This is a genomic window from Furfurilactobacillus cerevisiae, from assembly GCF_048961765.1.
In the GTDB taxonomy this organism is placed as follows: Bacteria; Bacillota; Bacilli; order Lactobacillales; family Lactobacillaceae; genus Furfurilactobacillus; species Furfurilactobacillus milii_A.
The window spans coordinates 342,761-364,549 of record NZ_CP185253.1; the positions used below are offsets into that span (position 1 = coordinate 342,761).

21 protein-coding genes are annotated in these 21,789 nt (G+C 38.7%); 14 read left to right on the forward strand and 7 right to left on the reverse strand.

All coding sequences use genetic code 11. The features are described from left to right. The first annotated feature begins 1 nt into the window (after position 1). Complete coding sequence (locus ABUE36_RS01470; protein WP_041153659.1) at positions 2-217, forward strand: hypothetical protein; 216 nt, start codon at positions 2-4, stop codon at positions 215-217. 3 nt (positions 218-220) lie between these two features. After that, entirely contained in the window at positions 221-1,345 is a 1,125-nt protein-coding gene (locus ABUE36_RS01475; RefSeq protein ID WP_421017036.1) for an ArdC-like ssDNA-binding domain-containing protein, read from the forward strand. 157 nt (positions 1,346-1,502) lie between these two features. Here the strand turns inward: ABUE36_RS01475 and ABUE36_RS01480 are convergent, their stop codons facing one another. Together ABUE36_RS01480 and ABUE36_RS01485 are read right to left on the reverse strand one after the other, a co-directional pair. Further along, entirely contained in the window at positions 1,503-1,565 is a 63-nt protein-coding gene (locus tag ABUE36_RS01480; RefSeq protein ID WP_222843308.1) for a putative holin-like toxin, read from the reverse strand. Positions 1,566-1,681: 116 nt separating this feature from the next. Then, on the reverse strand, positions 1,682-2,824 hold the full coding sequence (locus tag ABUE36_RS01485; RefSeq protein ID WP_421017037.1) for a DNA cytosine methyltransferase: 1,143 nt from the start codon (positions 2,822-2,824) through the stop codon (positions 1,682-1,684). Positions 2,825-2,979: 155 nt separating this feature from the next. Between ABUE36_RS01485 and ABUE36_RS01490 the strand changes: the two genes are divergently transcribed. The 3 genes from ABUE36_RS01490 (at position 2,980) to ABUE36_RS01500 (ending at position 7,814) form a co-directional block, all read left to right on the forward strand. Then, positions 2,980-4,221 (forward strand): restriction endonuclease PLD domain-containing protein, encoded by a 1,242-nt coding sequence (locus tag ABUE36_RS01490; protein WP_421017038.1) that lies wholly within the window; start codon positions 2,980-2,982, stop codon positions 4,219-4,221. Then, positions 4,221-6,065, forward strand: a complete 1,845-nt coding sequence (locus ABUE36_RS01495) for a Z1 domain-containing protein (RefSeq protein WP_421017039.1) — start codon at positions 4,221-4,223, stop codon at positions 6,063-6,065. Before ABUE36_RS01490 ends, ABUE36_RS01495 begins: the two co-directional genes overlap by 1 nt. A gap of 198 nt (positions 6,066-6,263) precedes the next feature. Further along, positions 6,264-7,814 (forward strand): hypothetical protein, encoded by a 1,551-nt coding sequence (locus ABUE36_RS01500; RefSeq protein WP_421017040.1) that lies wholly within the window; start codon positions 6,264-6,266, stop codon positions 7,812-7,814. 11 nt (positions 7,815-7,825) lie between these two features. Here ABUE36_RS01500 and istB read toward each other — a convergent pair whose 3' ends face one another. Together istB and istA are read right to left on the reverse strand one after the other, a co-directional pair. Further along, positions 7,826-8,563: an IS21-like element helper ATPase IstB gene (gene istB, locus ABUE36_RS01505; protein WP_014386885.1), complete on the reverse strand. Its 738-nt coding sequence runs from the start codon at positions 8,561-8,563 to the stop codon at positions 7,826-7,828. Positions 8,564-8,572: 9 nt separating this feature from the next. Then, positions 8,573-9,796: an IS21 family transposase gene (istA, locus tag ABUE36_RS01510; protein WP_003555353.1), complete on the reverse strand. Its 1,224-nt coding sequence runs from the start codon at positions 9,794-9,796 to the stop codon at positions 8,573-8,575. A gap of 226 nt (positions 9,797-10,022) precedes the next feature. On the opposite strand from istA, the gene ABUE36_RS01515 reads away from it, so the two are divergent. Both ABUE36_RS01515 and ABUE36_RS01520 read left to right on the forward strand, forming a co-directional pair. Next, positions 10,023-10,736: a hypothetical protein gene (locus tag ABUE36_RS01515; protein WP_421017041.1), complete on the forward strand. Its 714-nt coding sequence runs from the start codon at positions 10,023-10,025 to the stop codon at positions 10,734-10,736. Between the two features lie 64 nt (positions 10,737-10,800). Beyond that, positions 10,801-11,721 carry an IS30-like element ISLsa1 family transposase gene (locus ABUE36_RS01520; RefSeq protein WP_011373852.1) on the forward strand — a complete coding sequence of 307 codons (921 nt, stop codon included), beginning with the start codon at positions 10,801-10,803 and terminating at the stop codon, positions 11,719-11,721. An 803-nt stretch (positions 11,722-12,524) separates the two neighbouring features. Here the strand turns inward: ABUE36_RS01520 and ABUE36_RS01525 are convergent. The 3 genes from ABUE36_RS01525 to ABUE36_RS01535 form a co-directional block, all read right to left on the reverse strand. Further along, a complete protein-coding gene (locus ABUE36_RS01525) occupies positions 12,525-13,142 on the reverse strand; it encodes a recombinase family protein (protein WP_014216312.1) in 618 nt (205 codons plus the stop codon). Positions 13,143-13,399: 257 nt separating this feature from the next. Beyond that, complete coding sequence (locus ABUE36_RS01530; protein WP_054712331.1) at positions 13,400-14,308, reverse strand: cation diffusion facilitator family transporter; 909 nt, start codon at positions 14,306-14,308, stop codon at positions 13,400-13,402. Between the two features lie 41 nt (positions 14,309-14,349). Continuing rightward, positions 14,350-14,664 (reverse strand): ArsR/SmtB family transcription factor, encoded by a 315-nt coding sequence (locus ABUE36_RS01535; protein ID WP_031274120.1) that lies wholly within the window; start codon positions 14,662-14,664, stop codon positions 14,350-14,352. A 298-nt stretch (positions 14,665-14,962) separates the two neighbouring features. Here ABUE36_RS01535 and ABUE36_RS01540 point away from each other — a divergent pair, with 298 nt between their 5' ends. From ABUE36_RS01540 to ABUE36_RS01570, 7 genes are all read left to right on the forward strand, one after another. Next, the gene (locus tag ABUE36_RS01540; protein WP_260253682.1) at positions 14,963-16,912 is read left to right on the forward strand and encodes a heavy metal translocating P-type ATPase; all 1,950 of its coding nucleotides are present in this window, start codon (positions 14,963-14,965) and stop codon (positions 16,910-16,912) included. Between the two features lie 245 nt (positions 16,913-17,157). Then, on the forward strand, positions 17,158-17,712 hold the full coding sequence (locus ABUE36_RS01545; protein WP_002316688.1) for a recombinase family protein: 555 nt from the start codon (positions 17,158-17,160) through the stop codon (positions 17,710-17,712). Positions 17,713-17,757: 45 nt separating this feature from the next. Then, entirely contained in the window at positions 17,758-18,771 is a 1,014-nt protein-coding gene (locus ABUE36_RS01550) for a DDE-type integrase/transposase/recombinase (RefSeq protein ID WP_421017042.1), read from the forward strand. A 41-nt stretch (positions 18,772-18,812) separates the two neighbouring features. After that, the gene (locus ABUE36_RS01555; protein WP_096109805.1) at positions 18,813-19,742 is read left to right on the forward strand and encodes an IS30-like element ISLpl1 family transposase; all 930 of its coding nucleotides are present in this window, start codon (positions 18,813-18,815) and stop codon (positions 19,740-19,742) included. Between the two features lie 64 nt (positions 19,743-19,806). Then, complete coding sequence (locus tag ABUE36_RS01560) at positions 19,807-20,253, forward strand: Mu transposase C-terminal domain-containing protein (protein ID WP_246514163.1); 447 nt, start codon at positions 19,807-19,809, stop codon at positions 20,251-20,253. Next, positions 20,246-20,686 carry an AAA family ATPase gene (locus ABUE36_RS01565; RefSeq protein ID WP_421017043.1) on the forward strand — a complete coding sequence of 147 codons (441 nt, stop codon included), beginning with the start codon at positions 20,246-20,248 and terminating at the stop codon, positions 20,684-20,686. Before ABUE36_RS01560 ends, ABUE36_RS01565 begins: the two co-directional genes overlap by 8 nt. Before the next feature lie 81 nt (positions 20,687-20,767). Next, complete coding sequence (locus tag ABUE36_RS01570) at positions 20,768-21,784, forward strand: IS30 family transposase (RefSeq protein WP_054644560.1); 1,017 nt, start codon at positions 20,768-20,770, stop codon at positions 21,782-21,784. The last annotated feature ends 5 nt before the right edge of the window (positions 21,785-21,789 follow it).

Below are 21,789 nucleotides of genomic sequence, written 5' to 3' on the forward strand. Positions count from 1 at the left end.
AATGGATAACGAATTAACAGTCATTGGGAGTGAATTACCGGTTTTGCAGACTAAAGGAGCCTACAAGTATTTAAAAGAAATTACTGGAAATGGAGCTTACTATCAAGTGGCTTGGCAAAAATTAGCCGATGGCTACGTTGCCCTTTATGGCACGACCCCGATTCAAATAAGATCATTGCCAACATTGAATGATATTTTTGAAGATGAGGAGGGGTAACTTATGCCAAATAAAGCAGATGTTAAGGCTTGGAAAGCACAATTAGTCGCCCAGGCTGAACAGCAAATCCTAAAATTAACTGATAGTGACCAATTTAAAAAGTATCTCAATACCCTGGCTAAATTTCATCGTTATAGCGCCAGAAACATTGATTTAATTTATGCGCAAAATCCTCAAGCCACTCAAGTCGCCGGTTTTAAGCAATGGCAGAAGGCTTTTAACCGCACCGTCAACCGGGGCGCAAAAGCGATTCAGATTGCGGCTCCGATCATTAAGAAGCTAACACCAGCCGAGCAGAAGCATCTTGATACCACCGATGAGCGCGCCATTGTCGGTTATCGCTATCTACCCGTCTTTGATGTGGCACAAACTAGCGGTGAACCAGTGTTAAGTGCTAAAGACTTTGTCAAAGAAAATTTGGCCGATCATCAGAATGTGACAAGCTTATATAACGCGTTCAAAGATCATTTAAACCAGCAAACCGACCTTAAAGTCAGTGAAGTGCCTTTAGCGACGCTAAATGGGGCTAAGGGGTATTTTCAACCCAGCACTAATGAAATCGTCATTGGTGGCGATGAGCCCGACAATGCTTTGAAACTAAAGACGTTATACCACGAATATGCGCATAGCCAGCTACACGGCTTAAAATCAGCCTTTAAAGATCGGCCACGAGCCTATCAGGAAACCCAAGCCGAAGCGGTTGCGTATGTTGCCATGCAAAATATTGGCGTTGATACCGGCAACTACTCACTCGGTTACGTGGCCACCTGGGCCAAAGATAAAGCCGTAATCCATAGCGCTTTAAGTGAGATTCAGCAAGTGAGCAACAAAGCGATTGAGCTTAGCGATGGCTTAACCAAACAATTAGGCTTGCAAGAAGCCCAAAAAGAACCTGAGCATGATCTAAAAAAACTATCAGCCCAGGAACTTAATAAGTCCTATCAAGGCTTGCAACAACAAATTCAACAAGCAACTAGTCCACAACAGAAAGCACAATTTAAAAAACAGTTAAACGATGTGCACCAAGAAATCAGTGAGCGAACACAGAAGCAACTGAAAGCATTTGCTGAACAGAATCCGGAGATCAAACAACCCGAATCCGAACTTGATCAAAGTCTAAAACGTTAACCAGTTTTTAAAGGTCATGCTATAATGTAATAGAAAAGGGAAGCCTTGCGCTAACAAGACTTCCCATGCAAGCCGCTTCAAAGGCGGTGGCAGAAATTTAATAAACGATTTTAGCTCGTCCTGTGACCTCTACCAAAGTTACACAGGGCGGCTTTTTTTATTTGTGGTGCTTGTCGATATAGCTGAGGAGCGCGATTAAAAACGTGCCAAACAGCAACATCAACTGGAATGTTTATAATTGATTCAAGAAAATCTAAAAACGATTTTTTTCAGTGATCGAATATTAACAGAATAAGCTTAGAACTGTGTCTTTAGTGCTCACTTTTGTATGCTAACCTAAAGTTTAACAAGTGTTGCCACTTCCGACCCAGATGTTTTGAACAGAACATTAGGTTGTAAACGTGGTGTTGGTGAAATGTAGTCGTATGGCTCCCCTGCAAAAGTTTTAAGCACTGCCATTAGGATATGGCGCATACCAGCAGGTGGAATCGCCATACCAATTTGTTTCCGCACAGATTCTTTACCACCAATGAAGTGATAATTATCAGGAAAGGTTTGCAGTCGTGCACGTTCACGGTTGGTTAATGCTCGGTTTTCCTTCCAGTGATACATATGAGTACCACCGCCTCCAGATCCGGTAACGGTATATGACGGCTTATTACGGTCTAGGCGCTTATAGATATTTGAAAGCCGAGCACCCTTGACGTTTAGACGCAGACTTTCAGGAATTTGGTGCGACCAAGCATTACCACCTTCTGGGATATAGGACAACATCTTAATAGTCGAAGCCTTGTGACGTGTTAATTCGTTATTAAACGCGTCTGCTGGAATCGGTGGATTAGTTAGAGCCTCGCCAGCGGTAACATAGTCATCTGGATTGGGTGTGGTCGGGGCAGGTACGTGAAATTTAATGCCTTGACTAGCCAAATCATTGCGAATACCAACAATTAATATACGATGCCGAGCCTGTGGAACACCGTATTCCTCAAACTTATAGAAGTTTGGCGTTAATGTGTAACCAACATCGGCTAATGATTTGAGAATTTGAATGAAAGCATCACCATCATTCGCAGAGGATAGGCCACCAACGTTTTCGGCGATAAAAACCTTTGGTTGAAACTCCTTTAATGTTTTAACTCCGTAAGTATATAGTGGACCGTATGTTCCATCTAACCCCTTTTGCTTGCCGACAACGGAAAAATCATTGCAAGGGAATCCGAAAATCAACGCATCCATATCAGTCAGTAATTGGTGATTAGTAAGATCGAGTTTCCTTACATCTTCGCAGTAAACGGTAGTCGCCTTAGGGTTATTAAGGATGTTCAGTTTATAGGTATCAACAGTATCTTTATCAAATTCATTTGCCCAGGCATGTTGATACCCCCATTTTCTGCCCTTAGTATCGATAAAGTGCGAAGTTTTAGCAGCATATGCGCCACCACCAGGTCCAGCGAATAATTCAGCAGTTCTAAATATCATAGTGAACACCTCCATGAGTTCAGCATATCGAACAAGTGTTTTGGCATATGCCTATGCTAAAAATCATACGACTTTTTATTACATATTGCAAGCTCTAATAGGCGTGATTAATATGCTTTATTGTGGGAAAATGGAGAATAATAGGAGGACTAAAAATGACAATTTTATACTCTAAAGTACCACCGATGCCATTTGGGGAGAGTTTACCACTTATTTCTGATCAGTTAGTAAAAGAGGCAAGTACAGCTTCGAGAATGGACATTGCAGTAGGCTATGTTTCGGTAGATGGATTGGATAAACTAGACTCATTGGTTTCAAGGGGGAATATTAAGCAGATCTGTCTGGTTGTTGGTATGTATCTGGAAAGTGGTATTCCAGAAAGTATCTACAATCGAGTACGTTTACTACATAAAAAATGGCAAGATACAGGAAAAGGTGAAATCCGCTTTGTGAACAATATGAGCTATCATGGCAAGGTTTATCTCTTTTGGCAACCAAATCAACAAGGCAATGATGAATTAAAGTCGGCGGTATTAGGATCAGCTAATTTAAGCGTGCTAGCACCGTTGGGATCTGTTGCTCGCCAATATGAACTAGCAACCACAATCACCAATTCTGACCAACTGCATGAATTGTCTACTCATATTGAGGAATTGAAAACCAGTTGCACCGTTTCCGCCACCAATTTAAACGATTTCAAGGTAATCCACGAGCGGATCGAAGTGCTTGGTGGAATCGAAGAAGTTTTGGAAACGACCGAAAGTGAACAGGATATGTATCGATCATTGCAGACTGGTGTTGAGATTAGGATTCCACTTAAAGCCCCATTAGCTACTAATCGTTTTTCTACCGCCCGGCATGATTACGCGCGATCAAATATCAATGTGGCCTATGGTAGCGGTCGATATAATAAATTGAGTGGTGGTGTTGAGCCCAGAAATTGGTACGAGGTTCAAATTACCGTAAATAAGACGATCTCTACTCAGCCAAACTACCCTAAAAATAAGCCTTTTTGGATTGTCACGGACGATGGTTATAAATTTGAAGCGCATACCACTGCTGATAACAATAAACAACTGACGGCTTATGGTAAAACTGGTAACGATCGAGTTTTTGGGCGCTGGATCAAGGGACGACTGGCTACAGCTGGATACGTCAAACCAGTCGATAATACAACTACCGATACGGAACGTCTCGGCGTTGTAACGCAAGAAATGTTAAATGCTGCCCAAATGCGCGTGATGGTTCTTACTAAGACATCTACACAGGAATATGGGGTGGTATTCAATCGATTAGCCCCAACATCACGAAATAAGAAAGGTGCTTTAGACAAGAAACATTGGACACGGGAATTGCTAGACGTCTGGACAGTTCACTTTGAAGGTGAGAAAAGCTAATGGGATATCTTAATAATTATCTACAACAGTTTCGTGATGCAGGTAAAGATGAACTTGCAAATAGCATAGAAAAAACGTCTCGGCGTATAGGCAAAAAATACATCAGCCATTTCACCTATACAACACATGAAATGGGATTGCTTTTTGGCAATATTCAAAGTGGAAAGACGGGACAAACATTTGGCATTATCTGTGAAGCTGCTGACTTGGAATTTCGCTACTTCCTACTGATGACAACGGACAGCAGACTCCTACAAAAACAAACGCTTGAACGCGCACAACATGATCTGCCTGAATTTGCGATCTGTAGCGAGAATGATGAAGAAAAGTTCAGAAGCGCAAAAAATCAGCCTGTGCTAATTATTGTAAAAAAGAATACACGTGTTTTACAGGCGTGGGTTGATCGATTCCGTAATTCTAAAAAACTGAAGGGAAATGCATTATTCATCGTTGATGATGAAGCTGATGCTGCTTCAGAAAATACAAAGGTTAATCAAAAAAAGGTTTCCGCGATCAATGATCGACTACGAAAGATACGTGATACAGCACAAGCATCAATTTATCTTCAGGTAACTGGTACTCCCCAAGCCCTGCTACTTCAAAGTCTTAACTCCAATTGGCGGCCAATGTTTACTGAATACTTTGAACCTGGTAATGGCTATCTCGGTGGTGACTTTTTCTTTCCAGGAACAGAGACTAACGATATACCTAACTTCATTCATTTTGTTGATGATGAAACACCGCAAGAAAGCGCAAAACATGTTGTGCTCCGCCACTTGGTCGTATCAGCGCAAATCATGCTAACTGGTGGTAAAGTCTCAAACTGTCTAATTCACCCTGGCATTCGGCGAGCAGCTCATGAAAAGTCGAAAAAAGAAATTGAAGATGCAATTGCATGGTGGACTTACCACCATGCTGACGAAAAATTCACTGATGCATTTGATCGGGAGTATGCCGCTATTACACCACAAAATACTGAGAAACAACCACACGATCAAGTATTGACACGTGTTAGACAGATTCTTGAAAAACGTGAGTTTACGATTGTCCTATTAAACGGAACATCGATTGACGATGACAAAGACTATGAATCTGGATGTAACTTTGTTATTGGGGGAACTAACCTGGGCCGGGGTGTAACCTTTGGCCAATTGAATACATTCTATTACACCAGAACCAGCAAAAGCCCAAATGCTGATACGATGTGGCAACATAATCGTATGTTTGGCTATGATCGCGATCCTGGCTTGATAACAATGTATAGTAGCCGGGCGTTGTATAAACTTTTTGCAGAAATTAATGAGACTAATAACTCAATTATCCGTCAGGCTCAAGCAGGAAAGAAGATCACAATTGCTTATCCAGATGGTTTGAATCCAACGCGATCTAATGTGTTAGATAAATCCTTGCTGAATATCCTGGTTGGCGGATCAAACCACTTTCCAAGCGTACCGAAGAACGAAACGACTATGCAGATATCAGATTTAGTTCAACAATTTTCTAATGATGATCCCGCTACTGAAGTTAGCTTAAAATTTATATCGGATATTTTGAAACATTTCAAAGCAGAAAAAGAATTTAATCTTGATGGTTACATCAAGATGATTGATAGTGCCCGTAGTGAGAATTCAATGGCAAGCGCCCATATTCTTGTCCGGCGTAATCGTGACGTGACACTGGGCAACCGTGCATTGCTGTCACCAAACGACTGGAAAGAAACTAATCAATTCCAAGACGAGTTCGTTTTGACACTGTACCAAGTCTCTGGGGAGAAGAACAACGGGAAGCCAGTATGGGTGCCGAACATTAAACTACCGATGAAAAAGAATTTCTATATTATTTAGAATTTAATCTGAATATATTCGTTGTGTAGATAGTGCCTCCTTTAATTACTTGTAAATTTACGGTTTTGTTATCATTTTATTTAAAATTGATCGCACACTTTTTACAACTCTATATCCTATATTTAGAAGCAATAATTTGACGAGTAGTTTGAGATCTGAATTAGGAGTAACAACATTTTAAAAAAGGGAGTATATACTATGAACAAAATTGGATTCTTGTTTGGAGCAGGGGCAGAAATCAGTTACGGTATGCCTAGTGGTGGAAAGTTCGCATTGGATATATTTAGACAATCTTCTGAACCAGGAAAACAAAAATTACGCGATATGCGTAAAAATATAGACAAAAGAAGCACTTATGCTTCGAGATGGTTACCAAACGATTATGACAAAAAAAGTATATCATCTTTTGGTCAGAGAGTTTTTGATACTATCATTAGAGACACAATAGGAAACAACAGAAACAAAATAATAAATAAGATTAATCATTTTGATTCCTTAGCAGAACAGTCTGCAAAATCTATTTATTCTGATAATCCAGAAGATGCTTTAGATTCCTTAAATCAGCGTATTGAAACTGATTTGGGCTATGGTATCGATTATATGAATATCAATCAGCAGTTAGCATATAATGACTTATTTAAGGCGGGAGATAACTTATTTTCAAATCAATATTTCGCTACACTAATTTATTACTATAAGGATTTCAAAGATTTTAATGATGATGATAGGAATGTGCTTAAGGAACTAATTATAGCTATTTTCCAACTCCAGATTGGTGCTCTTAGTGAGACTCTTTCAAGAGGATTAGAAGACTCTATATTCAAGAAGGATGAATTAAATCTAGATATTTTTGATGATCTGGGTGGAACATTAAATGTAAATTATGAGGCTGCTGGAATCGCTGGTTTGAAGTTGTTATCCAACGAATATAAAAATGATACTTGGCATCCAATAGTTAAATTTGCATATAAAATCATAGAACAAATTTATTCTGATGTCTTAGACTATAAGACTCTAATTGATTCTAATTGGCATTTTTTGTACAATCCTAAGACTGAATGGGGAAAATTTTCTAAGATAATTGTCTTTTTATACACAGTACAAGAATATATAAAAAATGAGGCTGAAGCTCTAGATAAAAATAAATCTGGATATTACTCTGACTTAAAAATGGAACTAGAATCTAACAAAATAGAGCAATCAGTTATTGGAACAACTAATTATGGTTCCTTCATCAAGGAAGTATTGAAAACAGACATTTCTTTTTTAAATGGTGGTATCGATATATATTATGACCCATATATGAACTCTATAGTTGATTATACAGATAGCAAGCATATATTGGTACCACTTCTTTTTACTCAAAGTGGTACCAAGCCAATGACTTCAATTGATATGTCAGAAAGATACGTTGATTTCTATAGAAGCTTAAAAGATTCCAATATAATATGTTCAATTGGATTTGGTTTCAATCAAGATGATGAACATATCAACGGAATTATCCGCACCCTGATAGAACGAGATAATAAAAAGTTAGTTGTTGTAGATACCAATAGTTCAAAAAGATTAACTGATAAGCGGACAGAATTGTGTGGAAAATTAAAAATTTCAAAGCAAGAAAGCTTAGATTTTATAACAGTTGACAAATATACTCGAAAAACTAAAGACGGATCCATGTGGTATGACGATTTAATAGCTAAGTGTCAAGGGCAGTTTAAAAATGTAGGTTTTCGGCAGAAAGAAATGTAGGTTTTCGGCAGTTACTTGAGGCCACGTAATCGGTAAGATTTACCAGTGATCTTCACTACGTGAACATGATGAACCAAGCGATCGAGAATGGCTGCTGTCACAGTTGGGTTCTGGAAAATATCAACCCAAGCGGATAGATCACTATTGCTGGTAATGATCGTTGAATGCTTTTCATAGCGGGCATTGACTAGCTGAAATAAGAGGTTAGCTTCTTGGTGACCAATTGGCAAATACCCAATTTCATCAATAATTAATAGGTCATAGCGCGAATAGCGGCTTAGAGATCGATCAAGCAGTCCTTTTTCGTAAGCTGCTCTCAATCTAATCAACAGCTCATGACAATTAATAAAGAGAACCCGACAGCCCTGTTTACAGGCCTCAATCCCAATACTAATTGCCAAGTGGGTTTTACCGACTCCCGGATTGCCAATAAAGATTAAGTTTTCAGACTTTTCCATAAAAGCCAGATTCTGGAATTCCAGAACCTCTTGGCGATTCATACTGGGTTGAAAGCTAAAATCAAATGTATCTAGGGATTTTGTATTGGGGAACCGAGCACGGCCAATGGCCCGTGCAATCTGACCTTCGTGTCGATTCTGGAGTTCCGAATTAGTTAAATCAATTAGCGCCTCAGTTAATGACAGATTATCAGTGTGAATTTGATCAAGGTAATTCGGCAAGTATTCACGGATTTTGTTTAACCCTAAGCGCTCAAGATTATTTAAAAGAATTTGATTATTAGTGGTCATGGTAGCCTCCTATAAGTTGTCGTAATCAGTCATATGTTCACGAATGTAAGCTGAAATGTCTTCATCTGTCCGCCCTTTAAGCAAATCAGATTTGAGGATATTGAACTGATCTTGGGGGTCATAATTCAGCGAATTGGTAGTTATGGAGTGCGTACGAATTTCTTCTCCGTTATAATAAATGTGAATGCGCTGCTCATCATTGGAGATTTCAACAGCAACCGTACAACCAATGTATCGCGGATCTACTGAGTACTTACATTTGCGGAAATTGATCATGGCCTCCTTCGAAACGACACGGGTAATGTTTTCTTCGAAGTATGGTTCAAGGAGATTAACTGGAACGCGATGAAGGTACTCTTTTTCTTCGTCTAACCATTTCAGGTACGGGACTTCGTCCGTGGCCTGCGAAGTTTCATGATTTAGATCATCTCGGAGCATATGAACTAGTTCGATTAGCTCAGTTCCATCAGCAAATTCAGTATTGTATGGCCGTAAACGTTCAACCGTGCGAGCAAGGGCTTCAACTGCACCTTTAGTTTGTGGTCTGAATGGTCGACAAGCAATTGGTGTGAAACCGGCATCTTTACAGAATTCGTGGAACCGTTCGTTAAAGACAGCGTGGCCAAACTGGGATTTTGTATGATCCACAACGGTTTTCATATTATCAAACCAGATTTCCGTCGGAATACCTCCGGTATGAAGGAAAGCGTCGTGTAAGCAAGAAAAGAGGGTATCTTGGCTCCGATCAAAGGTTAGTGTCATATATTTGAGTTTTGAATAAGGCAATACATACAAGAAAATATTGAATTTAAACAGCTCACCCTCGCTGCTCACTAGGGCCATTTCTTCTTTCCAGTCAACTTGAGCAGAGAGACCAGGGGAATGTTCAATCCGAATGGTAGCTTTCTTAACTCGTTCTCGGCGGGTTTGGCGACAATAATCTTTCACGAGGGTATAGCTGCCGGTAAAGCCCTTCTTCTGGATAAATTTAAAAATTGAAGCAGCCGAACAATTTAGTTCAAGCTTTGAATCGATGGTTTGCTTGAATGGATCCAGTAAACTTGGCCGTTTCGGTCGACCACTTGGTCGGCCCTTAAGTCCAGCTTTGACTTCCTCATAGGCTTTCTTAACGGTTCGATAATCAACATTATATTGCCGGGCAATCTCGGCGAAGTTAGGCTTAATATTTTCAGTCACGTAAATCGTCACTCCTTCTCTTAAATCACGTCTCACATCAAATTCCTCCTACACTCTGATGTGATTCATGATACAAAAAATGTAGGAAAACCAACAGTTCTAACCTGCCGTTTTCCTACATTTTACGGGTGCCTTTTACACTAAGCTTAGCAACGTTGATATTAGATGATATTTCTATTATTTTAGATAGAAATATCATTTAAAAATTAATAGCACTTCTAATGACGACACTAAAAACAGATAATGTATAGGAGCTTTGCTTATGGAGTACACAAAAGAACAAATTAAATACAATTGGGAAAAAAACATTGAAGATTTCACTGACAAACTTCAATATCCATATGGTGAAAATAATCAAAGTGACCTTGCAAAAAGATTATCATCCCTCCCTGAAGAAACAGTAGATAAAACAAGCCCCCTTACAAGTTATAGCGAAGCTACTGATTACAACGCCCCTATTGGCCAAGAGTATGATGATTATCAATACTCGTACGAAGAGGGCTATTTTAAGGCGTTTAAACTTACAATTGCTGGATCAGGTAACGATTCGGAATCTTTTTTAATGCCAGCTTTATTTCTTGCAAGGCACTATATAGAACTAAGCTTAAAAGACGAGATAACTAATGTATCAATTGCTACAGGAACTAGTTTTAAAGTCGGAAACAAGGATAATCATTGTTTGACTGATTTGAGTATTTCATTTAAAAAATTATTAGAAGAGAATAGCCTCAATATTTTACACTCGAAATTTTTTGACATCGTGCAGGCCATTGATGCATTAAGTCCAAAGAGTGATGAGTTTAGATATACAACCGATTTAAGTGGTAAATATAATTTGCCAATTGCCTTTACTGATGATAACAAATTGCCAAAAGTGATAAATTTGATAGTTCTTGGGCAATATATAAATTATATATATTTACATTTATATAGTTTGTATTTGGCAAATTCTATAATTAATCCGAACAGAAATTAAAAAGCCCAAAGTAATCACTTACAATGGTAGTAGCTAATTCCAACCAATATAGGGAGTGATTACTTTGGGTACATCTACTTTATCACGTTTTCAACGTGGCGCACTAGCACAACTGGTCAATGAGGGGAATAAATCTTACCAAGTAATGGCTGACGCCTTAGGCGTCGCCAAAGCTACGATTAGCTATGAGTTGGACCGGGTTAAACCTTATGATCCAGAATTAGCTCAGCAAGATGCAGATCGCAAAAGGCGGAATTGCGGTCGTCGTTCGATGCTGACGGCAGCATTAGCGACTTTAATTACCAATCACTTACGATTAACCTGGTCACCAGAAACCATTGCGGCCGCTTATAACTTGAGCACTGCGTCAATTTATAATTGGCTTAATCGTGGCTGGCTCCCCTTCAAATTGACTGATCTACCCAATCGGAATGTCCGCCAGCACCGAGTGAGCGAAAATCGTGGGAAATTTACAAGTGGGACTTCCATCGAACAACGGCCAACAACTGTTAATCAACGATTAGCTTTTGGTCATTGGGAAGTAGATACGGTGCTTTCTAGTCGAAGTGAGTCACGATCATGTCTGGTTACATTCGTAGAACGTAAGACCCGACTTCTATGGGCCATCAAAGCCCCTAATAGAACGGCTAAGGCTCTAAACACCGCCTTTGGCAAGTTTATGGGGGCCTTCGGTCCCCAAGTAAAATCCATTACTGTTGATCATGGTAAAGAGTTTGCCAATTATCAGGCCTTAGAACAGGATTATCAGATCAAAGTTTATTTTTGCCATCCATATTCACCATGGGAGCGAGGTTCCAATGAATATTTTAATAGACGGTTACGCTGGTTCTTCCCGAAAAAGACCAATTTTAGCCAAGTAACGACTGATGAGATCCTAGCAGCACTTGAACTAATTAATCAACGACCATTAAAAATACATCATCAACAGACTGCCATTGAAAGATTCCGGGCTTGTTCGGATTAAACTTGTAATTTGCCATTTCATATTAGAAGACAACGAAGAATCTCTTTTGACAGACACTATTTTCGAAAACCCATATGTTAAAGGGCTACTGTATGGAATAGTTCACTCTAACATTAGTAAGACGCTTAATAATTCTTCTGAAGACCAGATTGCTTCAAAAATAAAGAACTGCATTTCAAGTATAATATCTAATAATAATTTAACAATTGACTCTAGCGATATTAAAGTTGATAGATATGATGATGGTTATCAAGTATTATTAAATAGTTCAAAGCTGTTTATTCTTTTTAAGAATGATAGATCATGGTTTTTAAAAACAAGACCATTAATTAGATGAATACAAAGTTAAAGCTCAAACTAGCCACTAGGGTATACTCTAGTGGCCGTTTTTAATTTCGTGATGTAACTAGATTTATAGATGTTCATTAGGAGTTTCCAAATTAGACCCTGTAACAGGAATAATAGAGAATGGCAGCGACACAACTTAATAATTGTGGCCTGCTTTTTTTTAATCTATAGCTGAAAGTGGCAAAACATCATAATGTATGCTTATAAGCCATTTATTAATGTGAGTAACGAAATTAGTAGCCGTAAGCTATTAACGAAAAGCTTCGTTAACTCATTTTTTAGGCTAATTGAACGCAAAATAAGTAACCTAAATATTAATCGCATTAGTATCTCTAAACTGAAGTCCTACTCGTGATATGAAAATCCTACGTAGATCAAACAATCCCTCAGACCTCACTCAAATAATCGTCCGTTAAAAATAACGAACGTGTGCTCAGATGACGCTTATTTAACAGCTATACCAACCGATTTTTAATATTAATTACTGTCTGCACCGATACACCGGTTTCAGCTGCAATTGCACGATAGCTAATTGGGGCACCGGTTGCTTTGTTTCTTAATTGATCGACGATACGGCGGTAGATAAACCGTTTTTGTGGGTTAGGTGCGTCTGCGGCGTAAGCGGGCCGCGTCCCTCGATATTTCCCATTAGCTTTGGCGATTTCAATTCCTTGACGCTGGCGCTCACGAATTTTCTTCCGTTCCGTTTGGGCCATATAAGCTAGCAGTTCGGTTAACAGGTCAAACATAAATTTATCCATATCTGAATCGCCAGTGCGCATAGAAAGAAATGGCGCATCTAAGACTTCCATCTTAACTTGTTTGTCCCTGATCTGCTTGATGATATCACTGGCATCATCATAGTTACGACTCAAACGATCCAAGGACGCAATGACCAGCGTATCGCCCTGTCGAACATACGCAATGGCCGCCTGCAATTCTGGTCGATTCTCAGTTGATTTTCCCGATTGCTTTTCTTCGAATATTTTTTCACACTCAGCTTTTTTAAGTGCTTTGATTTGACGTGCTAAATTCTGATCAGTTGAACTAACTCGGGCATACCCAATTTTCATCACGACTTCTCCTCTCGGAATTTGACCCTACATTATCGGTAACAGATTAGACACTCAAATTAGACATTTTTAACAGATTCAAGAATCGCTTACCGTGCCCGATAGAATCTCAGTTTTTTCCTATATGTAAATTGTAATTTTATTTTGCATTAAATTTAAGGGGTGCTTTGCACTAATAAATCGAGTAGGAGACTAGCCATTAATTGACTAGTCTCCTACTCGATTTAAAATAGTCCTTTTTTCAATATATAAATACTTTAACTGCCATAAGCATACCCTTTTTCCAGTTCGTCTTTACTTGTAGTTATTTCTATTGTGATATGATTCTTTACACCCGATGTATGGGCAAGCTCTGCAATTTCTTCTTTGATTTCCCTAGCCTTGTTTATATCGGAAGAATCTATAAGAACCGTGACGATAAGGGCGTTTTCTTCCCCGTCCAGTGACCAAATGTGAAAATGTGAGAGGTCTTTTACAGCAGGAACATTTTTAATGGAGTCCGCCAAGCTCTTTACGTTTACATTTTCAGGCGAACCATTCAATAAAATTTTCATTGTGGTGAAAAATTCAGGAACGGTTTTGTAGAGGATATAAAGTGCAATCAAAATCGATAAGATAGGATCCAATCGATAAGCCTCGGTAAAGTTCATTAGAATACTCACAATCAAGACTCCAATCCACCCTAATACGTCTTCCAGCATATGGAGGTTCAACATGCTCTCGTTTTTGGATGTGCCTTTGCTTAAAATCCACGCAGCATATCCATTCAATGCAATAGCTACGAGAGAAAGCCAGAACATGCCACTATAATTTACGGGTTGTGGGTCAATCAAACGTGGCACACTACGATAGATCATAAAAAACGAGCCACTAATTAGCACAACGCCAGTTATCAGCGCGCCCAGTAAAGAAAAGCGGTTATAGCCAAAAGTGAACCGTTCATCTTGTTTTTTCTCTGAATAACCTTGAAAAAACCAAGCGAATCCAATTGAAATAGAGTCCCCTAAATCATGAACTGCGTCGGACATAATGGACACACTATTGAAAAGAAAGCCAAAGAAAAATTCGCTTATAGAGAAAATAAGATTTATGAAGAAAGCAATTTTAATATTCTTTTTCGGTTGATTCTGATTCGAGTGATTATGGTCTTTATCTGATTTTGACATTTAAAAACCTCCTAAGTTTGTATGCTACATACTAATTGGTTTTATTTTTCTAATTCATTAACATGAGTTAAGACTCGTTCGAGAATACTAAAAACATGAAGGTCATCTAAACTGTAAAGCATACTTTTTCCTTCTCTTCTTGATTTCACTAAGCGTGCGTCTTTCAACGTTTTTAATTGATGAGAAATAGCGGACTGTTCCATGTCCAGAGAAATAGCGATATTTCCAACACTACACTCTTTTTTCTGTAAAAGAAAGAGAACCGACAATCGTGTAGGATCACTAATCACCTTAAATAGTTTGCTTATTGACAGAATAGATCCTTTATCGATTGGAGAAGTTGTTTTTATATCCATAGTGTTTTTATTCCTTTCATATGACCTTTCGTTCATATCTATATTACCATATGAGCGAAACAATGCTAATCTTTTGTTTATAAAAGAGAAGTGGCGTTCTCTTTATCTTGACAAAATGTATATAGCGATATAAAATGAGTATACAAACATATGACTAATTAGTCATATGTAAAGTGGATTCATTACGATTTACTTTTGGAATAAACGAAAGGAGTCAGAAATAGCAGAAATTTATGTGATTCAAGAAGTAAATGATGGAAAACAAAGGAATTATAAATTATATAGGGAGGCAATAGAAGTGGAAACTATCCAAGAACAACAGTCTCAAGAAAAGCATAATCATAATCACAACCACGATCACGACCATGATCATGGGAAAATGCCAGTCGTTTTATACTTTATTGGTTTAGCCTTAGCGGTGATCGCTTTATTTTTGAATGAAGATTATCAGTTAATGCGAAATATTTTATTCTCAATCGCTACAATCAGTGCAGGATATCATGTCATTATTCTTGAAGGCCTTGGAGAAACAATCGAGAACTCCAAAGTTCAAAAAAAGTTCATGCCCAACTCTCACATTTTGATGGGATTAGCGGCCATTGGCGCTTCTTTAATGGGGAATTTTCGGGAAGGTACATTATTGATTCTTATTTTTTCTGGTGCACATTTTTTGGAAGATTATGCAGAAGGAAGAAGTAAACGAGAAATCACGAAATTACTCGAAATGAATCCAACGACTGCCCGGTTAATCCAGCCTGATGGCAGTACAAAAAATGTTGACGTCAGTGAATTAAAAGTGGGAGATCAACTTCAAGTATTGAATGGCGATCAAGTCCCCATTGATGGCGTCATTTTGTCAGGCTCTACGTCCATTGATGAGTCATCTATTAATGGAGAAAGTATCCCGAAAGAGAAATCCAAAGGAGATGGCGTCTTCGGGAGTACAATCAATGGAACAGGTACCTTCACGATGAAAGTCACCAAAGAAAACAAAGATACAGTATTTTCAAAAATTTTACAATTAGTGAATCAGAACCAAGATAACCAAACAAAAGCTGCGAGTATTATCCAAAAATTTGAACCGAAATATGTCACAGTTGTTTTAATTGCCATTCCTCTATTCATGTTATTGGCTCCTTTTCTACTTGATTGGACATGGTCACAAAGTGTCTATAGAGGATTGGTCCTTTTAGTTGCAGCTTCACCGTGTGCTTTAGCAGCAGCTACTGTCTCGGCAACGCTATCGACGACTTCTAATTTAGCCAAAAAAGGAGTCCTTTCAAAAGGTAGTTCTTACCTGTCTCAATTAGCCGATATTAAAGCAATTGCATTTGATAAGACGGGCACCTTGACCAAAGGAAAACCTGAAGTAACCAATTATTATTTTGCTGATTCCGTGAACGAAGAAAACATGATTGATATCGTAGTAGCTCTTGAAAAAGAATCCAATCACCCCTTAGCAGATGCTATTCTAAGAAAGTTTGAGCAAAAAAACAAACTAACTATTGAAGTAGAAAACCAAATTGGTAAAGGATTGACGGGAGATTACAAAGGGAGAAATTATCGTATAGGAAAACCGACTTCGTTTGATGATGTTTCAGATGAATATAGTCGTTTAAATAATGAATGGGCGTCAGAAGGTAAGACAGTCGTATACGTAACAGTAGATGAAGAGGTTATAGGCCTTATTGCCCTTATGGACGTTCCGAGTGAGCATGCAAAAGAAACCATTGATTATTTCAGAGAACAAGGCATACACACCACATTAATTACTGGTGACTCAGAAATGACGGGTAAAGCAGTCGCTAAACAATTAGGAATAGATGAAGTGATTGCGAATGTCATGCCGGAAGACAAATCCAGAATTATAGACGAACAAAAAGAAAAATACGGTGTAGTTACCATGGTTGGAGACGGAGTGAATGATGCCCCCGCTCTCGTAAACGCAGATGTGGGAATCGCTATGGGAGATGGGACCGATGTGGCAGTAGAGGTATCGGATTTAGTTTTAATGCAAAACGATTTATCCAAATTGGTACAATCTCATAATATATCTACGAAAATGAATCGTGTCATTTGGCAGAATGTTATTTTTTCAATGGCCGTTGTTGCCTTTTTAGTTGTCGTTAGTTTCTTAAGCTTAACGGATATTGCAATCAGTGTCATTATTCATGAAGGAAGTACATTGGTTGTTATTCTGAATGGGCTTCGATTGTTAAGGTCTAATTCTAAGCCTATCAAAAATTAATAACCTGTTTCAAATATTAACTAATTCTCGTTTTCATATGCCTCTGAAGTTTTGGAAACTTTAGAGGCATATTTTTATAAATCAGTTAGTATCAAAAACAATCGATTATGGGACGATTTTAAATAACAACTTTTATAGACTAGAAGAAGGGTTTTTTAGTGCCAAAACTTTTCTCTTTATCTACGTATCTTTACCCACCCTTTATGATACAATTGAGAAAATCAAAATAGAGAAGGAAGAGGATTATGAGTGGGTATATATATGGGTATGCAAGGGTAAGTACACGATCACAAGAATTGTCTCGTCAGTTGGATTTGCTCAATGAACATAACTGCAACGAAATACTGACCGAAAAAATGACGGGAACCAAAGCTAACCGTCCGCAATTAAATCGGCTGAAAGATAAATTGCGTCCAGATGATACAGTTATCGTGGAAAGCTTCTCTCGTTTGGGGCGCAGCACAAAAGATTTAATTGATCTTGTAAATTACTTTGAAGAACATAATGTAAAGTTGATCAGCTTAAAAGAGAATTTTGATACGGTCACTCCCCAAGGGCGACTTATGATGACTGTGTTTCAAGCATTTAGTCAATTTGAACGAGATTTGATTGTTGAACGCACAAAAGAAGGTTTAAAAAGTGCTCGAGCTAGAGGGCGAAAAGGCGGGCGTCCTCCTGTGAACCAACGAGATATTGAACGAGCAATAAAATTGTACAAAAGTGAGGAATATAGTGTGAAAGAAATTGTTGAGATGACAGGAATCAGCAAGTCAACGCTTTATCGTTACTTGGATAAATAAAAATTGACGATTAATTTTATTTAATCGTGGGAAAGAGGTGTTCTCATGAACCAAGAACTTCCTCCATTAACTTCATATTCAGAAGAACTACGACAAAATGCGATGGATAAATATCAAGTGATTGCCCCTTATCTTAAGCATGAAGAAAGTTTGAGTAATATTGCTGAAGAATCAGGGGTTCCAAAAAGAACTTTATACCATTGGGTAAATCAATATCAACAATCAGGGTTGAAAGGATTGATCCGAAGAAAGCGCTCGGATTCAGGAAGCTTTAAAGTAGAAGAAAATGTACAAGAAGAAATTAAAAAGCTTATATTTGAAAACAAAAAAAACACCTTAACTTCTATTCATCGGAAAGTCTGTAAAATTTGTAAAAAGAAAAATTGGGCCCCGCCTAGTTACAATCAAGTATATGCGATTGCTAAAAATCTGTCGCCACAATTAAAGGAACTTGCTCATAAAGGAAAAAAAGAATATCAAAATAATTATGATTTGGTTTATCGTCGTGAGTCTTATTATCCCAATGAAATATGGCAGGCTGACCACACTCCCTTGGATATCCTTGTTTTAAACGAAAAAGGAAAGCCTGAGAGGCCATGGTTAACAATTATTTTAGATGATTATAGCCGAGCAGTTGCAGGGTATTTCCTTAGTTTTCAAGCTCCTTCTGCTATTCAAACTTCTTTAGTTTTACACCAAGCAATATGGAAAAAAAGCAACTCTGATTGGCAAATATGTGGTATACCTGAAACTTTCTATACCGATCACGGAAGTGATTTCACTTCAAATCATTTGGAGCAAGTCGCAATTGATTTAAAAATCAATCTTATTTTTTCTACGGTAGGTATGCCAAGAGGACGGGGGAAAATAGAACGTTTCTTTTTAACAATTAATCAATTATTTTTGCAAGATTTACCAGGTTACATTGGGAATCAAAATACTTTAAATCTTCTTACGATAAAAGAGCTTGATGAGAAATTAGCGCATTTTATTATATATGAAGTAGATTGTAAAATTAATCCGAACGCTGTTCGGACAAAAAAGATCAGCTTCCTTTAAAATGGTGTTTACAACAAACCCATCTTTTAGGAGCTGATCTTTTGTCTAGTATAACCTATTCCGAACGAATTAAAATCGAAACCTTTTGTGAACTAGGGCTGTCCAATATCCAAATGGGCGTTCGGCTGAACCGATCACCGTCAACAATTTCTTATGAATTATCTCGATGTCAACCTTATCAGGCTGAATTAGCACAAACAGATGCCGAATACAAGCGATCACGATGTGGTCGGAAAACTAAGCTGAGCGATGAGTTAAAGCAAACAATTCTCAACCATTTACATCTAAGCTGGTCACCAGGAATGATTGCTCACGAATTTAAACTAGCGACTAAATCTATTTATAATTGGCTAAATCAGGGGAGAATTGGTTTCTCCTTGAATGATCTACCTGAACATGGCGTACGCCAACGGCGTAACGTTGACCAACGATCCAAATATAATCAATCTTTGGGGCGATCGATTGAACAGCGTCCCATGATGATTAATCAACGTAATCGCATCGGTGATTTTGAACTAGATACCGTCGTTGGCCCTCGTGGGCATAGTAAGGCAGTTTTATTAACTTTAATCGATCGCAAATCACGGTTCCTTTGGGCATATCGGTTAAAGGACCGAACGACAGCGAGTGTTAATGAAGCACTGACTAAGTTCCTAACAACTTTTAATGGACCGGTGCACAGTTTTACTGTGGACCGTGGTACTGAGTTTAGTGGGCTAGTATCATTTGAATCACAATATGGTATTAAGACCTATTACTGTCATGCTTATACGCCAGCTGAACGTGGTAGTAATGAACGCTTTAATCGGAATTTACGTTATTTTTATCCTAAGGGGACTCGTTTTGAGCACATTAGTGCTCAAGATTTAACGACGACGTTACTCCAAATTAACCAGAGACCGCTTAAAATACTTGACTGGAAAACACCGTATCAGGTTATGCTGACCAATTTGTCCAAAAATTCGGATTAAATTTGCAATCTACCATGACTATCACCATAGAGTGCATGGCACTACAAAACAGGAACCTATAAAGATGTGGAATAATTCAGGATTTCTTCCTCATCAACCAGATAGTCTAGAAAGTTTAGATTTATTGTTATTAAATGTTGGAAAGCCAAGAAAAGTTCATTCTGATGGAATTCACTTCCAAGGTTTAAGATATATTGACACCAATTTAGCAGCTTATGTAGGTGAAACTGTTATCATTCGATATGATCCAAGAGATATTGCTGAGATTCGTGTATTTTACAAAGACCAATATTTATGTACGGCAATTTCTCCTGAAATTTCTGATTACGAAGTCGATTTAAAAGAGATTGTTGCGGCACGTAATAAAGCACGGAAAAACCTTGAAAATCAGCTCCATTCTGGAAATAATATTGCGGAAGAACTTATTTCATCTAAGCAGAAAGAGTTAGATAATCCTGTAAACAAAAAAGATTCTAAGAAGTCAAAAATTAAGAGGTATTACAATGAATAAAACACCCTATTTTATTGAAACAAAAGAATATAAACGCTTTGTAGAATTTTGTCAGGCATGTATCAAATACAAATATATCGGAATTTGTTATGGATTACCCGGAGTTGGGAAAACTTTATCCGCTAAGCAATATTCAAATTGGAATTGGGTCGAAAAACAAATTGATTACAAAAAATCGGAAGAAATCGGAATGAATGCAGATGAAAAAATCCTTGAAGCGAAAACAATATTTTACACCGCTCCAGCCATACGGGCGACTAAAATGACGAATGAAATCGATATGATCGGTGGTAAAATGGGTATGGTTAAAAGTATGTATAGAGTTCTTCAGTTAGGAGCAGAAGAAAAATACTCAACGAATGTGTATGAAGAAATTGATCTCATTATTATTGATGAAATAGATCGATTAAAAGTACCCGCGTTTACAATTTAAGTGCAACACATAATTAAATAGACCAAAAAGGCCATGATGACCTATTCTTATAAGCAACCAAGCACATAAGAAAGGCACATCATGACCAACATCAAGCGTACCATCTCTAAGGCTTACCAACAACTATCAAATTTTGATCGCGTTCGCATTGAAACTCTGCTCAATCAGGGATTCTCCCAAGCACGGATTGCCCGCGAACTCAACCGCTCTCGTAGTACTATTTCGCGTGAGATCACTCGTGGCTCCGTTCTACAGCGAATTCCCGGGCATAAGGTAGCGTTGATTTACTTTGCTGATACGGCAGCTTATCTGCACGCTCAGCGGCGGGAGTGGTGTCGCCCCAAGACGATGCTTGAGAAGAACCCCGAGTTCTACGCCGCCTGTGCCGCTGCCATCAAGCAACGTCCACGCGTACACAGTGTGGACAGCTTCGTGCACACCTTCAAACGGGAACACGCAGACGAGGTTGTTCCTTCAACACCAACGGTTTACCGGGATATTGAGGCCGGTAGATTCGAACTACGGACCCACGACTTACCGCGCAAACCCAGCTTGCGAATTAAACGAAGCCATTCCCATACCCGCACCAATAAGACGAAGCTTGGTACCTCGATTGATGAAAGACCCATTGAAGTTCAAGACCGTCGGCAAGGGGGCCATTGGGAAGGAGATTTAGTGAAAGGTAAGCGCGTTGATAGCGAACCTGCGTTGCTGGTTTTGACAGAGCGGATGAGTCGCTTCGAAATCATCATCAAGCTCGCTAACTACAAAGCAAGTACCTGTAAGGTGGGACTTCAGTCCATCATTGATGATTACGGTGCGGAATACTTCACCACCATCACCTTTGATAACGGCAGTGAGTTCGCACAACTGGATTCAGTAGAAGGAACTGATGTCTACTTTGCTCATCCGTACTCACCATGGGAGCGCGGAACAAATGAGAACCAGAACGGCCTTCTACGAGAGTTTATTCCGAAAGGTCGCTCACTCCACCATTACGACATCATTGATATTCAGAGCTTCCAGGACGCACTCAACAGCCGGCCTCGTCGTATCTTGGGCTACCGGAGTGCGGCGGAACTGATGCCGGAACTCTAAGCTGT

Excerpts from the sequence above, each read along its gene's own strand:
- ABUE36_RS01470 (WP_041153659.1), top strand. The coding sequence starts at position 2 with ATGGATAACGAATTAACAGTCATTGGGAGTGAATTACCGGTTTTGCAG.
- ABUE36_RS01475 (WP_421017036.1), top strand. The coding sequence starts at position 221 with ATGCCAAATAAAGCAGATGTTAAGGCTTGGAAAGCACAATTAGTCGCC.
- ABUE36_RS01485 (WP_421017037.1), bottom strand. The coding sequence starts at position 2,824 with ATGATATTTAGAACTGCTGAATTATTCGCTGGACCTGGTGGTGGCGCA.
- ABUE36_RS01490 (WP_421017038.1), top strand. The coding sequence starts at position 2,980 with ATGACAATTTTATACTCTAAAGTACCACCGATGCCATTTGGGGAGAGT.
- ABUE36_RS01495 (WP_421017039.1), top strand. The coding sequence starts at position 4,221 with ATGGGATATCTTAATAATTATCTACAACAGTTTCGTGATGCAGGTAAA.
- ABUE36_RS01500 (WP_421017040.1), top strand. The coding sequence starts at position 6,264 with ATGAACAAAATTGGATTCTTGTTTGGAGCAGGGGCAGAAATCAGTTAC.
- istB (WP_014386885.1), bottom strand. The coding sequence starts at position 8,563 with ATGACCACTAATAATCAAATTCTTTTAAATAATCTTGAGCGCTTAGGG.
- ABUE36_RS01515 (WP_421017041.1), top strand. The coding sequence starts at position 10,023 with ATGGAGTACACAAAAGAACAAATTAAATACAATTGGGAAAAAAACATT.
- ABUE36_RS01525 (WP_014216312.1), bottom strand. The coding sequence starts at position 13,142 with ATGAAAATTGGGTATGCCCGAGTTAGTTCAACTGATCAGAATTTAGCA.
- ABUE36_RS01530 (WP_054712331.1), bottom strand. The coding sequence starts at position 14,308 with ATGTCAAAATCAGATAAAGACCATAATCACTCGAATCAGAATCAACCG.
- ABUE36_RS01535 (WP_031274120.1), bottom strand. The coding sequence starts at position 14,664 with ATGGATATAAAAACAACTTCTCCAATCGATAAAGGATCTATTCTGTCA.
- ABUE36_RS01545 (WP_002316688.1), top strand. The coding sequence starts at position 17,158 with ATGAGTGGGTATATATATGGGTATGCAAGGGTAAGTACACGATCACAA.
- ABUE36_RS01550 (WP_421017042.1), top strand. The coding sequence starts at position 17,758 with ATGAACCAAGAACTTCCTCCATTAACTTCATATTCAGAAGAACTACGA.
- ABUE36_RS01560 (WP_246514163.1), top strand. The coding sequence starts at position 19,807 with ATGTGGAATAATTCAGGATTTCTTCCTCATCAACCAGATAGTCTAGAA.
- ABUE36_RS01565 (WP_421017043.1), top strand. The coding sequence starts at position 20,246 with ATGAATAAAACACCCTATTTTATTGAAACAAAAGAATATAAACGCTTT.
- ABUE36_RS01570 (WP_054644560.1), top strand. The coding sequence starts at position 20,768 with ATGACCAACATCAAGCGTACCATCTCTAAGGCTTACCAACAACTATCA.